This is a genomic window from Tolypothrix tenuis PCC 7101 (assembly GCF_963874875.1).
GTDB classification, from domain to species: domain Bacteria; phylum Cyanobacteriota; class Cyanobacteriia; order Cyanobacteriales; family Nostocaceae; genus Aulosira; species Aulosira tenue.
Genome location: NZ_CAWNJS010000002.1, coordinates 203,244 through 216,253, shown reverse-complemented (window position 1 = coordinate 216,253; position 13,010 = coordinate 203,244). Strand labels below are relative to the sequence as shown.

Below are 13,010 nucleotides of genomic sequence, written 5' to 3'. Positions count from 1 at the left end.
AGAGGTAATACTATCGATATTCCTCTCTTTATATGATTAACTGACTTGACGTTTACATGTTTTTGCAATGTTAGAATGCTGAATATTTTCTCGAACAGATGTAAAAGCAGTAGGAGCCAATTCTCTGATAATGGGTGCGACAATTTCTGGTGCCAGTTCTAAACGATGCTGAATCTGTGATTGCAACCAGGCTAAAGGAACACTTTTACTGTTGACTTTTTGTTTGATAATTAAGTCATGATTGGATGTTGAAGCTTTTTTTATGGCAGTAGCAATTTTTCTGGCTGTCCGTAAATCAATTTTGTCTACATCAATGCTAACAAAGTTGTCTGGTTGAGGTTCTGGTTTTGATATAATACGGTTAGTTGATTGATTTTGATTTTCTAACTTGAGAGATTTCTTAATATCAATAGATTCAAGGTGTGATTGTTCAGATGTGGTGTTGTTGGTATGGTATTCGATATTGAGTGTGAATTTTTGCCACAGATGGACTATTCCCGCAACAAAATCAACGACCATTACAATGGCATATAAGGCTGTAATTCCAATGATGAGATGATTTAAAACTTCTTGAATTTCTTGAGTATTCATGATGATTAATTTGAGAATAGATGTTCATAACTAAAGAAGCGAGCGCTTCCATTTAACAGAAAAATCCTCAGATAAAAATTTGAATAGGCTGAGGAGAAGAGTGAAAATTCAGAACAAGCTAATTTGCACAGTTGAATTTGATGAAGGTTGAGGAGTTGGGGTGCTTTGGGTCGAGTCTAAGTTCGACTTGGTATTGACATGTCGCTTACCCCATCCCTCTTGTGCTGCGTGTTTAACTATGCTGCGTCGAATTGACCTGCTAAGATAGTTGAATTCATTTTTTACCTGATTAAAATGAATGATGCGATTATTGCTGGCATTGCTCGTATCACCATCACCTATAAATTCATAAAAACTCTTACAACCCTTTGGTAATTTATCGTATTTGGTTAAAACTTCATTACCTACCCAAAGATAAAGGTCAGCGTAGTCCCTATGTAAAGGTGCTTCGTAAGTTGCTGGCATCATGTAGGTAAGAACTTCTGTGGCTGTGCTGGAAACACCAACCTGATTCTGTTCATATTCAGTGAAGATAAGTTCCAATCGATCCTGAATACAAGCAAACTTCAACCATTGGGGAATCGTATCACTCCAAGGACTGCGATAGATTACTAATGGCCCTGCAAGGTAGCGAACATGGTGTAGGGAAAATTCAGCTATTTCTAAAAGACTTGCTAATAATTCTTTTGGTATATTTAAACTTGCCAGAATTTGCAGCATTTTTCGGGTGTTGTCTGGTAGTTTGCTACTATTACCATTACTAATTTCTGCCATTATTTCTGGTGAAATTAAATTCATTTGCTCCATTTTTTATCTCGATATGAGCGCATCACCAAAAATAGCCAATCGGCTAAAAAATTAATGTCCAATAGGTGAAGGCTGATACTAGATAAATATTTTTATGCTGGCATTGCTACAGGTTTTTTAGATAATGTCAATGAATAACGAACCCACAATTAACCAAAATCTTGATCCTGACGACAGTAGTAATTATCAGTCTGGCAGTGGCTATCAATCTTTATGTTACGGTGTTAAGCAATCAAGTTCTGGAGATAATAATAATCCCTGGCAAGCAGACCAATTTAGGGATGGTTATCAAGAGAATATCTTTGAAATCAATCTTGGGGATACACCTTACACTGAATCAGCTGCCAATCCTAATCCTCAATTACCAGGATATGGTTCTGGCTCAGGTTACAAGTCTAAGAAAAGTCAACAGTCAGCATCCCCTGAGTTAGAGTTATAAGTCATATTTTCACTCTCTTTCTACACCCAATAAGCAACAAGTAATTGGGTTTTTGGCGTTGCTGATCCGTGGGATGATTTTTGTCGGGCTTACGCCCCGCTTCGCTAACACGCTCCAGGCGCAGAGAGTAAGAGGTTGAGAGATTGAATTTTTAATTTTCATTCCTTCATTCAGCAACGCCGGGGTTTTATTCAATAAATTACTTTGCTTGTTGGGGTATAGTTGCTGTCATTTTAAAACCTGAAATTATGAAGATTCCAAAAGCATGGATATTTCTTCTGGTTGTCATTAGTTATATTATTTATAGTATTGCTGCACAAGCTACAATCAACACATTTGGTGGCAATTTACCGACTCGAATTGTAGAAGTTGCAAATCCTCAGTCTCGACTAAGAGCTACTAAAGTTTTGCTCCCAGACTGGAGCCGTATTTCTCTGTCCCAGCTACCAGGTATCAGTCAATCTGGTGCAATTGATGGCAGTCCATACAGCCAAACACTGGGTTATGACTTGAGTCGCAGTTGGAATGTAGGTATGACTCCTGACCAATATTTGAAGTTAGGAGATATCAGTGAAGCATTGCAGGCAGAGGAGTTTTCTTTGCAGGCGATCGCTTTCCGCACAGCACCAGAGGCGAACACAGATATTAAAAGTATAGATTTAAACAAAATTACCTTGAGTAAATTTCCTCTAATTGGGGAGCAAACATTGATGCACTTAGCTCAGGTTGTTCCAGAATTAGCTGACATACAAGTAAACAATATTACACCAGTTAACGCATTACTAAAATCTCAAGGAATTGCCGCATCTAATTTAACATTAGCTCAGGTACTCAAACAGTATGAAGTTGGGCAAATGAAGCTAGGACAAATTGACTTGTCAAAGTTTTCTATTTCTTCAATTCCTAACTTAGATGCAGTACAGCTACAACAATTTACAGGCTGGATGAATAGCAATGTTTGGGATATTCCTGGTTTGGGACAAGTACCTTTAGGGTCAATGCCTAATCCCATGACTGAAATTGGTAGTTTGGTAATGCGGATTGATGTAGTTTATGGGCCAGCAGAAAATCGGCGTAACAATACGATTTCTGGTTCAGATGTGCAAGGGTTTTCTGTGCCTTGTAATGAAAAAGACTGCGCTTACTTAGAATTAGATGATTTAGAAAATGCAGGTGGTAGGGAGTTCCACGATCGCAGTAAGTTAGAAGGAAAGCAGTGGATTTCCGGTAAATACCAAGAAGTCGAGGGCGGGCAGGGTATCCTGAAAGCAGTGAATAACGGTCGGGAACCAACAGGAAGGCTACCGTTTGGTAAAGCTTTTAAGGTGGTGGTAATGGAGCCGAATGAAACTACTGATACGGTAGATACGGCTTTGTTCTTTCGGTTCTGTGCTTGGCGAATGGGTTGTACACCTTATTTTATCGGGCCTGTTCCTTTTTTCAGCTACAAGGTTAACTCCTTGATGTTTGTAGGCAATTTGAGCGAACAGAGGACAAATACTGCGTATGCTCCAGTTCGAGCGACAAGAGAGCCTCAAGCTAGCGCTACCAACGGTACTGGAGTAACAGAGAAGATTAATCCATGTACGTTTAGTAATGATAGTAAATCGATAACAGGTCAATCGTTCTCCGGTATTGATTTGCGATTGCCTCCGGCAGTGCGCTTGGCGCAATCGCTCTTAAATGCAATTGGGGAAACTGAGAGCGCTAGTAGCAAGGATTACAAAGCAGTTGGCGTATATTCCTGTACTGATAGAGGTTCAAATTGTGGTCGCGCTCTCGGTCGCTACCAGTTCATGAGTTATAACCCCTATGTAGTGCAGTTAATTGCTGCCAAGCCTGGAGGTCAAGAGTTCCTGAATCAAGTCAAGCAAAGGCATCAACCAACAGAGGCTGAACTATTTGAGTTTTTTCCGACTGCTGACCAAGATAGGGCGTTTATGGCTGATATGGCTAACAAAATTCAAGTAACACAAGAGCAAATCGATCCGGCTACAGGACAGCCATTTACGGGCGAACGCCTAATTGAACGAGTGGCTCAAAAGCATTTTGGTGGTGATTACAGCAAAGTGGATGGAAATGGCTCAGATGCCCTTGGCCGTCTCAGTCTCAAAGATTACGGCAAAAGCACTTTAGCTCGTTATCGCAATAACAGTAATAGCGAGAACGGAAGCTTAACCTGCTCTCCTAATGTAACTTATAGCTACATCAGCAGTGCTAAAAATACTGAAAATGGGAGGTAGAGTATGACAGATTTATCTAAAACCTCTATTACGTCAGCCCATGAGATAAAAGAAATACTTGATACTGATACCAATTCAAAAAAACACCTTGGACAAACAGCGCAAGGCAAGGAAGTTGATTCTTCCTCTGGCTCCTTTACTCAGTCTCAACCACTGAGGACAACTGGGTATGAATTACCAGCACCTCCTATGAGGGTACGCTACTGGATTCATTGGTTTCGCATTGGCTTGGGCATCTTTTTGTTGCTGTCAGTTTTTATTAGCTTAGGAGGCTGTAGCTTAAATGCGGCAACCGTTAATTGGAATAAAGCTACTAATTTTGTGTCTACTTCAGTAATTGAACAGGTAATTGTAGAAAATACAGCGTTAAATGCCAAAGCATCTGCTAAAAATATACTGGCTTGGAGTGTGGAAGGAAAAGACGGCAGGTTGGCAGTTTTCAACTTTAATACGCCTGATGTCTGCGGTGCTTTGGGATGTCTGTATACTGGTTACTGGGTCAGAAAGGACAAACCAATCACTCAGGTATTCTTGAGTTACTTGAATCCCAATCTGCCACCAGGTAAGCATTTATTGGAGGTGGGAGAGAACCGAGGTCAGGCATTATCGTGCATTAAGGTACTGCAAACCGAGCAAGAGCAGCTACGTCAATTGAATTTTTGTTTCAATGGCACTGGCTATCAACTTGCTGATAGTCAGCTTTTTACAAGGCGTGAAAATTCTCAAAGTTGATCACTCAAAATCTAGAAGAAAACTCTGCCGTAGTCTTCTTGCCTACAGCAGGGTATTTTCATCGGAAGTCGGCGGAAAACTCCGATCCGTGGGTAGAGTGTTTCATGTGACATACTCTATAGTTGCATTGGGCTATTCCTCATCATCTAGTTCCTCGTTGTTCTCAAAATCATCGTCTAAATCAGCTTCCAAATCGTCGGTTTCATCGAGGAAGTCGTCATAGTCAATAAGTTGAATTTTTCGAGGTGGCTTGGTTGCTGGTTTGGATTTACGAACGCTTTGAGTTTTGTTCTTATTCTTATTTGGTGGCAATACTTCCACATCTCGTGATACCGATTCTCCTGGTAAAGCTGGTAGGGATTGAGGTTCATTAAAACCAGCGATCGCATCATGTTGTTGCCAAATTAGAGTTTTAGCTGTGGGTTTACCCAAATACAGTTGCGGCAGATTTTCAACTGTTGGTTTAGTATAAGCTACAGTTTTGCAACAGTTATGTTTATTTTTACCTTCACCTTCTTTAATTGCTTTAAACTCAACTTCTAGCACACCTAAACTCCGCCATTTATCACTTTTACCACTAAATGGCACTTGGAAATAATCAGCGAAGGTTTTCTCTAATGAACGGTAAAACTCCTCACGTACTGATTTAAAACTCCAGAGAGCCACATTTTTAAACCGGACTACAACAGGAATAGTATGTAATGGCTGATTCCTATCATCAAGAAACATGAGTGCGTGTTCTGAACACACATCCATTGTTTTCTTGTCAAGACTATGCCTGTAATCTTCATAAAATCCGACGAAAGAACCACCCACTTCTTCAACATCTGATTTATAGCGGATATATTCTGGTGCAAAAGCTAAAACTAGTAACCGACATTCAGTAATTAATAGTCCGGTGACATCTTCAGTCAAAGTGACGGTAGTTAGGTCATCTTCTTTTGGTAATTCAATCCAACCAGCTTTTTCTAACTGGTCTTCTGGAATCAAAAGTCCAGCAGGTTTATCGTTAACGACAATACCATAGGGAAGAATCGGTTTGCGAACCTGGTTATAATTATCATTGAAAAGTTCTGGATCTATTTCAAATTCGCTTCCTTCAAAGTCATAATCATCAGTATCAGTTGTTCTAGCTTGACCACCTTTAGGTTTATCAGCAGCAGTTTTGGCAGTAGATTGATGGGGGCGATTAGAGTCGTTTGTAACTTTTGATTTAACCATTGGACTGCATAAATATGATTGTCCAAAGCATGAGGCGTTAGCCTCTCAGTGTTTATAAAGAATGACCCCAGCCAGATGTTAGACATAAAGCTTGCATATTCAATGATATTGAACGTTCACTATTAAGTGTTAACTGTCAAGTGCGATCGCTTTCCTTAGTACTATTTCGCTTAATCTCTATGCTAAATTAAGCGACAGACTGCTAAAAATTCGCGTAAGACAGCAGAAGAATTATCAGATCGCCAAGCAGCTACAATCTTTAGCATTGGAGTCGGTTCTTGAATCCCTCGATAAACAACTCCCTGACGTTCTATCGTTTTCACATTAGCAGGCAGCAAACTGATCCCAAGCCCTCCAGCAACTAAGCTCAGAATTGTCAACATCAAAGTAGCTTCTTGCGTCACTTGGGGAACAAAACCGACTTTCTGACACAAACTAACAATTTGCTGGTACAAACTATAGGACAGATGGGAAGGTGGTAGGATAAAGGACTCATGGGCAAGAGATTGTAAAGAAATTTCAGCCTGAGCAGCCAGAGGATGGTTTGATGGTAGAACCAAAACTAAAGACTCTTCCTTAATTGCCTCAACATATAATCCTGTGTCTTGGTGATTCAAAGCTGACCAGTGCATCAACCCAATATCAATTTGTTGGGTTTCCAGACCCTTAATTAAACTGTAAGCAGTGTGTTCTTGTAAAACAAGTTTGACATTGGGGAAGTTAGTACGAAACTTGCTCAAAAGACTGGGGAGAACGCTATTAGAAACTGAGCTATTGAATCCAACTATTAATCGTCCAACCTTTCCCTGACTAGCGAGTGTTGCCGTCTCAATGGCATGGTCAACTTGAGATAAGATTAAATGGGCTTCTTTGAGAAACTCAAGTCCTGCTTTCGTAAGCTGTAGTCGATTTTTATTACGGTCAAATAGAGAAACACCTAATTTTTTTTCTAAGTCTTTTATTTTATCGCTGAGATTGGGCTGAGCCATGTGCAATTGTTCCGCCACCTTGCTAATGCTACAGTTTTCTTGCTGTGCCACAGCGATAAAGTAGCGCAAGTGTTGTAGTTCAACATTATGTCCGCGTTGAAATACCATTGAGCATTACCTTCTTGATGATACCCTTCTTCTTCACTTTCTCTAGATGAAACTAATCCTTGCTGCACAAGAGTTTCATTTCTTCGTGATAGTGATGTTTATTTTACTATAAAATAAAGACACAAACTCAATTACATTAACAGTTTTAAACATGGCTTTTGATTCTGGTTTTCGGAGGCTGACAAAACCAGGGTATATGATTTTTTATATGATATTATCTCAAATATCTAGTAGCAGTAAATTTAACTTTCCTTTAAGCTGAATTCAACATCTTAAAGGAGAAAAATTTATGTCTCATTCACCAATCAAAAACATTGCTCTTGTTGGTGGAACTCATGGAAACGAACTGACAGGAATTTTTCTAGTCAAGAAGTACGAACAAAACTCTCATTTAATTAGGCGCGACAGCTTTGAAATCTTAACTTTATTAGCAAACCCTCAAGCGATCGCGGCAGGACGACGGTATATAGATACTGACCTTAATCGCTGCTTTAAACCTCAAGATTTACAAAATCCAAAGCTGATTAATCATGAGCAGTTACTTGCTAGACAAATCGCTTTTACTATTGAGCAGTCAAAGATTGATTTAATTATTGATTTGCATAGTACAACCTCTAACATGGGTCTGACAGTGATTTTGCACAATCATCATCCCTACTTGTTAAATTTGGCTGCTTATCTAAGTAAGATAAATCCTTTAGTTAAAGTTTTGCAATACCCATTGAATCAAGACCATCCTTACTTGAGAAATCTCTGTAAATTGGGTTTTGCTATCGAAGTGGGTGCAGTTGCTCAAGGAGTTTTACAAGCTGATATTTTTGAGCAAACTGAAGCCTTGATTATCAATATTTTAGATTACTTGGAGCAATCTAATCGGGGAGAAATTGTATCTGTTGATAATAACCTTACCATTTATCGTCAAATAGGGAATATTGACTACCCCAGAAATGAATCTGGTGAACTGCAAGGGATGATTCATCCGCAACTCCAGTTTCAAGATTATCAGCCACTTGCTCCAGGTGAACCAATGTTTTTGACTTTTGACGGACAGACTATTACTTACGAAGGTGAATCAACTGTCTACCCAGTTTTTATTAATGAATCTGCTTATTATGAAAAAAAAATTGCTTTCTATTTAACCCAAAAGTATCAAATCATAATCTAGAAACTCTCAAAAATATCCATAAGGTCAATTCCCTAGTTTTGACTTGTAACTAAAATTGCTGGTAAACGCATTCTCCATTGCTATGAACCTTTACCAGAAAAATCTACCAGACAGCCATATTATTGCTAACTCGACATTAATTGAAGTCTCATCTTACCCAGCACCCCTAGCCAGTATTGACTTCGGTAAATTGTTCCAACAGTACAACAACCCCCAAGGCTGGACAATGATAGGAGGATTGCTCTTCGTCTTACTGCTACTGCAAATCAGTGGTACTGGTAAAGGCAAAATTACCACTGGTAAAGTCTGCGGTATCAGTGAAAAACTAGCAGCGACTAACCTAGCACTCAAGCAAATCAAGGAACACAAACACAATAAAGTTACCCTGTGGTCTGGTACTCCTCACTATTGGGTAAAAGGTAAATGGCGGGGGTTGCTGGCTAACATACAAATTATACTTGGTGCAGCACCTACAGTTTGGTTTCCCAATGCCGAAAGGGGAACACTGGTAATAGGTGCACCTGGGTCTGGTAAAACCTACTCAACCATAGACCGGATGTTAGAAAGTGCTATGCAGCAGGGTTTCCCGATTTTACTCTACGACAAGAAGGGCGACCAACTACGACTCCATGCACCCTTAGCAGCCCGTTATGGTTACAAAGTGCGAGTATTTGCTCCCGGTGAACCCTTTAGCGGTGTGATTAATCCTTTGGATTATATGCGTGATGCACGCGATGGGGTAATGGCGGGAGAAATTGGACAAGTGATTAACCGCAATGCTGCTAGTGGTGGTAAAAGTGATGAGTTCTTTGCTAAAGCCGGGGACTTGTTAGCTAAAGCACTTTTACAGTTAGTTAAGGGTTCACCTTACCCAGATATGGCGATGCTTTATGCGGTGCTGCGGTTGCCAAAATTGGTACAGCGTCTTGACCATGCAGTACAGTCAAAAAGGTTGGATGAATGGGTGGCGACTTCGTTTGTGCAATTTTTGAGTGCCAAGGATGCAGAAAAGACTATTTCTGGGATTTTAACCACAGCAGCCGGGACTTTCTCATCTTTCATCCAAGCTGATTTGCTGAGGGCATTTATGGGGAAATCGGACATTCCCACTAAGCTTGAAGGTAGAGAGATGGTGGTGTTCAAGCTAGATGATGAACGCCGCAGTGTGGTTGGGCCTCTGCTGGCGGCTGCAATGCACTTGATGATTGTCGGTAATTTAAGCCGTCCCCGCAAAGACCCGTTGATTATTTCTTTGGATGAATTGCCATCAATTAAGCTGGACAGATTACCACAGTGGATTAATGAATATCGTTCCAATGGTGCCTGCTTTATTCTGGGTATCCAAAGTTTAGAGCAACTTTACGATATTTATGGGGATAAAATGGGGAGTGCGATCGCTTCTGCTTGTAGTACCCATGTTTTGTTTAATCCTGGTAATTATAAAACGGCTGAGGATTACTCAAAGCGTTACGGTGAGAAGGAAGTGCTAATTAAAAATCGTACCACAGGGCGATCGCTTGGCGGACAAATGAGCCGTTCAATTAGCTGGAGTGAGAATTTGCAAAAAATGCCTGTCATCAGTGCTGACGAAATTTTGAAATTTCCTCAAGGTAAGTGCGTAATTACCAGTCCTGGTTATAGTTCCGAGGGACAAGCTTCTATTCCCTATCCTTTAATTATTCCGGTGTCCAAAGCCGATGAAAAACGGGCGCATGATAGTGAGGCTCTTTGGGACACACAAGTTAAACCTGCTTTGTCAAATCAGGTGACAATTCCTGATATTAAAACGCTAACACAAGCATTACATGAACGAATTGAGTCAGCAGCGCGGATGTTGCCATTACCAGAAGAAGATGTAGCACCTGCACAGGAGTCTAGTAGTAGCGAACCTGATGTTTTAGAAAATTTCCCAGCACGAGTTTATCAAACTCCAGGATTGCAAGGATAAGAAGCTGGTAGCTTTTAATGCTTCGAGGTGAATGAGTATTCGTGCCAATCGCTTAGGGGGCGATACCCAATCGCTTGATAAATATGATTGGCTGTGGGATTGGCTAAATCCGCAATGAGAAAACAATGGCGGCATCCCTGGTCTAGCAGTTGCTCTTGACGTAAATCTTGAGCAATCAACCGCAAGGCATCCATATTCTGGGCTTTGGATAGTATCAATTTTTGGGGTGGGGTGCGGATGGCAACAGCCAGAATCTCACCACTTGTTTGGACAATTGCTAAATAAGGCTTACCCAGATAACGTTCTGGGTTATGCAACAAGGTATGCGAAATACTGAGCAAAACATTATTTTCTACCTGATGCTGGAGTAAGTAAGCCTGTTTGGCAGAAAGATACGTAAAGTTTAAATTTTTTGACGATTGCTACACACAACTTTATGTGGTGTCTGTAGCAAATACTTAAGTAAGAAAATATACTAGTTAAATGCTACTTTCAGAATCATACCCAATGGACGTAACCACACGCATCGCCAATATTATCGAAAAGCGTAAACCTCTGGCTCAGAGAATAGAAGGGGTGGAAGGAAATTTAAAAACCCTATCTGCTACTCTCCAACGACTTGAGGAGCGTCGCAATTATCTTTCCAATCAAATTGGAGATGCGAACGTCATTGGAAAACTCAAGGAAGTCGATTTTTCTCACATCCAGTTAGCGATCGCTTCTGAGTTGGAAGCTTTAACTCGACTGAAAAACCGTTTTTCCCGCGATACCCTCAATATCGGTGTCATCGGACGTGCGAGACAGGGAAAAAGCCGACTATTGCAAAGTTTAACAGGATTGAGTGCCGCAGAAATACCCGATGGCGATCGCCAGCATTGTACGGGAGTGCGTAGTACAATTCATCACAACCCAAATGTAGATACTTATGGTGAGGTGTGGTTTCACACAGAGCGATCGTTCCTCGACGAAGTAATCACCCCCTACTACGAAAAGCTTCATTTAGGGGCAAAACCTCTAACTGTGGATGAATTCGTAAATAAACCCTTACCACAATTACCTCAAAACATTCCTGGTTATGCAGAACCAGGAGCAATGTATGAGCATTTAAAGCGATATCATTCCCAGTTTGGGCAATATCGCCATCTATTGACAGAACCTTCTCCAAAAATTATTAAAAAGCATCAAATACGGGAGTATACAGCACAAGATACTACTGATGGTCAACGAATTTTATTTAATTATTTGGCAGTTAAAGAAGTAAAGATTACCTGTACGTTTCCAAATGAAAATGTTGGAAAAATAGCTTTAGTTGATATGCCCGGACTAGGTGATACCGGATTGGGAGATGAAAATAGACTCATTCAAGCATTAGGGAAAGATATTGATTTTGTTTTATTTGTCAGAATGCCCAAATCTTCAGGAGATTACTGGGCAGATGTAGATGTTAAGTTATACGATGCTGCGCGTTCAGCCTTAGTTGAATTACCAATTAATTTATGGTCGTTTTTGGTACTAAATCAAACTAGCCCTAATTCCAATAATGGCGATAATATAAAAAATTGTCATGATTTATCAGAAACAATCAAAGAAAAATATATCCTAGTTGAAAAATGTTTAATTACTAATTGTGCGGATAAAGAAGCTGCCAATAAATTATTAGATGAGATTTTAGATTATTTAACAAATAGTATAGATGAACTTGATCGGAAATATTCTAAAGCATGTCAACAGCGTTTAGTTGAGATTCATGAATCTGTGAATGCAGTACTAAGCAAAGCCAAAACAATTTTGCCTCAAGATTCAGAAGATGATTACCTAGAAACCGAAGAAATTTTTGGCGAATTATTTGGAAATAATGACAGTGGTTGGTGGAGAGATATCACCTTAAGTCTTCAGGAACTGAGAACAGAACTTTGGTATCAACGTCAAATACCTGACGAAGAACTACACGAAGGAGTAATTGCAGCCATAGAAAACTGTGAACAGGATAAAGGTATAATCTCATGTGAAAATGCTCTCGAAAAAATTAATACTCGTATTATGATGAGTAGCGCATTTAGGGCTTATCCAGATTATCAAGATGAACTAAGGGTCTTAATATCCCATAAGTTTTTATCCTTAGATGAGAGCTTAATACGTAAAGTTGAATTAGTTAAGAATAAAGTTGTTGAGATTTTCAAATCAAAGGGCAAATTAACTAATTTATCCTTCGCAGAAGGTTCAGACTTTTTTACAGAAATAATTCATCTTATTCCCGAAAAAGCATTCAAGTTAAAATCAGGTTTTCAAGTGTTAGCTAATTTTCAGCTATCCTACCGTGGCTTAATACTTCCTCGAATTCGTCATCACTTAGATGGTTTGACTAATATTAGCCCTATCGCTGGACAGTATGGGCAAATGTTAGAACCAGTAGATAAAACACTTGCTGTTTCTAAAGAAACTACAGCAGAAGATATTCTTACAGCTTTAGAAATTGATTATGAAAAAGCAATTAATACTATCCAACCAGCATTGGAAGAACTTTTATGTGAGCCGGCTGAAGCTGTATACGCAATGGTCGAAGAATTCATCGATAATGTAATTCTTCAAAAAGACATCCAAAAAGAATGGAAAAGTTTTTTGAGGAAAAATCGTGGCAAAATTTGGTCTGATGTTTTTGGGCAAAAAGAGCAGGATAGGCAAATGAGAGAGGAATGGGTACAAGCAGTCAACCAAGTTACAATGGTAAATAAACAAGAATATTTCTATTTTGTTCTATAGAAACTAT

The 13,010-nt window shown here is 39.7% G+C and carries 11 protein-coding genes; 6 read left to right on the top strand and 5 right to left on the bottom strand.

Going from position 1 to position 13,010, the window contains the following annotated elements:
* Positions 1 to 36 precede the first annotated feature (36 nt).
* Together AACU25_RS35125 and AACU25_RS35120 are read right to left on the bottom strand one after the other, a co-directional pair.
* Positions 37 to 591 carry a hypothetical protein gene (locus tag AACU25_RS35125; RefSeq protein ID WP_096584846.1) on the bottom strand — a complete coding sequence of 185 codons (555 nt, stop codon included), beginning with the start codon at positions 589 to 591 and terminating at the stop codon, positions 37 to 39.
* A 108-nt stretch (positions 592 to 699) separates the two neighbouring features.
* Positions 700 to 1,389, bottom strand: a complete 690-nt coding sequence (locus AACU25_RS35120; protein WP_321206725.1) for a hypothetical protein — start codon at positions 1,387 to 1,389, stop codon at positions 700 to 702.
* 139 nt (positions 1,390 to 1,528) lie between these two features.
* On the opposite strand from AACU25_RS35120, the gene AACU25_RS35115 reads away from it, so the two are divergent.
* The 3 genes from AACU25_RS35115 (at position 1,529) to AACU25_RS35105 (ending at position 4,812) form a co-directional block, all read left to right on the top strand.
* Positions 1,529 to 1,837, top strand: coding sequence for a hypothetical protein (locus tag AACU25_RS35115; protein ID WP_096584840.1), 309 nt, complete (start codon positions 1,529 to 1,531; stop codon positions 1,835 to 1,837).
* Between the two features lie 248 nt (positions 1,838 to 2,085).
* Positions 2,086 to 4,080, top strand: a complete 1,995-nt coding sequence (locus tag AACU25_RS35110; RefSeq protein ID WP_096584838.1) for a peptidase M23 — start codon at positions 2,086 to 2,088, stop codon at positions 4,078 to 4,080.
* Between the two features lie 3 nt (positions 4,081 to 4,083).
* Positions 4,084 to 4,812: a hypothetical protein gene (locus AACU25_RS35105; protein WP_096584836.1), complete on the top strand. Its 729-nt coding sequence runs from the start codon at positions 4,084 to 4,086 to the stop codon at positions 4,810 to 4,812.
* Between the two features lie 132 nt (positions 4,813 to 4,944).
* Here the strand turns inward: AACU25_RS35105 and AACU25_RS35100 are convergent, their stop codons facing one another.
* Together AACU25_RS35100 and AACU25_RS35095 are read right to left on the bottom strand one after the other, a co-directional pair.
* Positions 4,945 to 6,033, bottom strand: coding sequence for a DUF5895 domain-containing protein (locus AACU25_RS35100; protein ID WP_096584833.1), 1,089 nt, complete (start codon positions 6,031 to 6,033; stop codon positions 4,945 to 4,947).
* 182 nt (positions 6,034 to 6,215) lie between these two features.
* Complete coding sequence (locus tag AACU25_RS35095) at positions 6,216 to 7,130, bottom strand: LysR family transcriptional regulator (protein ID WP_096584830.1); 915 nt, start codon at positions 7,128 to 7,130, stop codon at positions 6,216 to 6,218.
* Between the two features lie 289 nt (positions 7,131 to 7,419).
* On the opposite strand from AACU25_RS35095, the gene AACU25_RS35090 reads away from it, so the two are divergent.
* Complete coding sequence (locus tag AACU25_RS35090; RefSeq protein ID WP_096584827.1) at positions 7,420 to 8,295, top strand: aspartoacylase; 876 nt, start codon at positions 7,420 to 7,422, stop codon at positions 8,293 to 8,295.
* A gap of 82 nt (positions 8,296 to 8,377) precedes the next feature.
* Positions 8,378 to 10,243 carry a type IV secretory system conjugative DNA transfer family protein gene (locus AACU25_RS35085; RefSeq protein ID WP_096584825.1) on the top strand — a complete coding sequence of 622 codons (1,866 nt, stop codon included), beginning with the start codon at positions 8,378 to 8,380 and terminating at the stop codon, positions 10,241 to 10,243.
* A 14-nt stretch (positions 10,244 to 10,257) separates the two neighbouring features.
* Here AACU25_RS35085 and AACU25_RS35080 read toward each other — a convergent pair whose 3' ends face one another.
* Positions 10,258 to 10,584 (bottom strand): GNAT family N-acetyltransferase, encoded by a 327-nt coding sequence (locus tag AACU25_RS35080; protein WP_321206724.1) that lies wholly within the window; start codon positions 10,582 to 10,584, stop codon positions 10,258 to 10,260.
* 166 nt (positions 10,585 to 10,750) lie between these two features.
* Here AACU25_RS35080 and AACU25_RS35075 point away from each other — a divergent pair, with 166 nt between their 5' ends.
* Positions 10,751 to 13,003, top strand: a complete 2,253-nt coding sequence (locus AACU25_RS35075) for a hypothetical protein (protein ID WP_096584822.1) — start codon at positions 10,751 to 10,753, stop codon at positions 13,001 to 13,003.
* Positions 13,004 to 13,010 lie beyond the last annotated feature (7 nt).

Bases quoted from the DNA above. Each gene is read 5' to 3' on its own strand.
- AACU25_RS35095 (WP_096584830.1), bottom strand. From the start codon at position 7,130: ATGGTATTTCAACGCGGACATAATGTTGAACTACAACACTTGCGCTAC.
- AACU25_RS35110 (WP_096584838.1), top strand. From the start codon at position 2,086: ATGAAGATTCCAAAAGCATGGATATTTCTTCTGGTTGTCATTAGTTAT.
- AACU25_RS35105 (WP_096584836.1), top strand. From the start codon at position 4,084: ATGACAGATTTATCTAAAACCTCTATTACGTCAGCCCATGAGATAAAA.
- AACU25_RS35075 (WP_096584822.1), top strand. From the start codon at position 10,751: ATGGACGTAACCACACGCATCGCCAATATTATCGAAAAGCGTAAACCT.
- AACU25_RS35115 (WP_096584840.1), top strand. From the start codon at position 1,529: ATGAATAACGAACCCACAATTAACCAAAATCTTGATCCTGACGACAGT.
- AACU25_RS35090 (WP_096584827.1), top strand. From the start codon at position 7,420: ATGTCTCATTCACCAATCAAAAACATTGCTCTTGTTGGTGGAACTCAT.
- AACU25_RS35100 (WP_096584833.1), bottom strand. From the start codon at position 6,033: ATGGTTAAATCAAAAGTTACAAACGACTCTAATCGCCCCCATCAATCT.
- AACU25_RS35085 (WP_096584825.1), top strand. From the start codon at position 8,378: ATGAACCTTTACCAGAAAAATCTACCAGACAGCCATATTATTGCTAAC.
- AACU25_RS35125 (WP_096584846.1), bottom strand. From the start codon at position 591: ATGAATACTCAAGAAATTCAAGAAGTTTTAAATCATCTCATCATTGGA.
- AACU25_RS35120 (WP_321206725.1), bottom strand. From the start codon at position 1,389: ATGAATTTAATTTCACCAGAAATAATGGCAGAAATTAGTAATGGTAAT.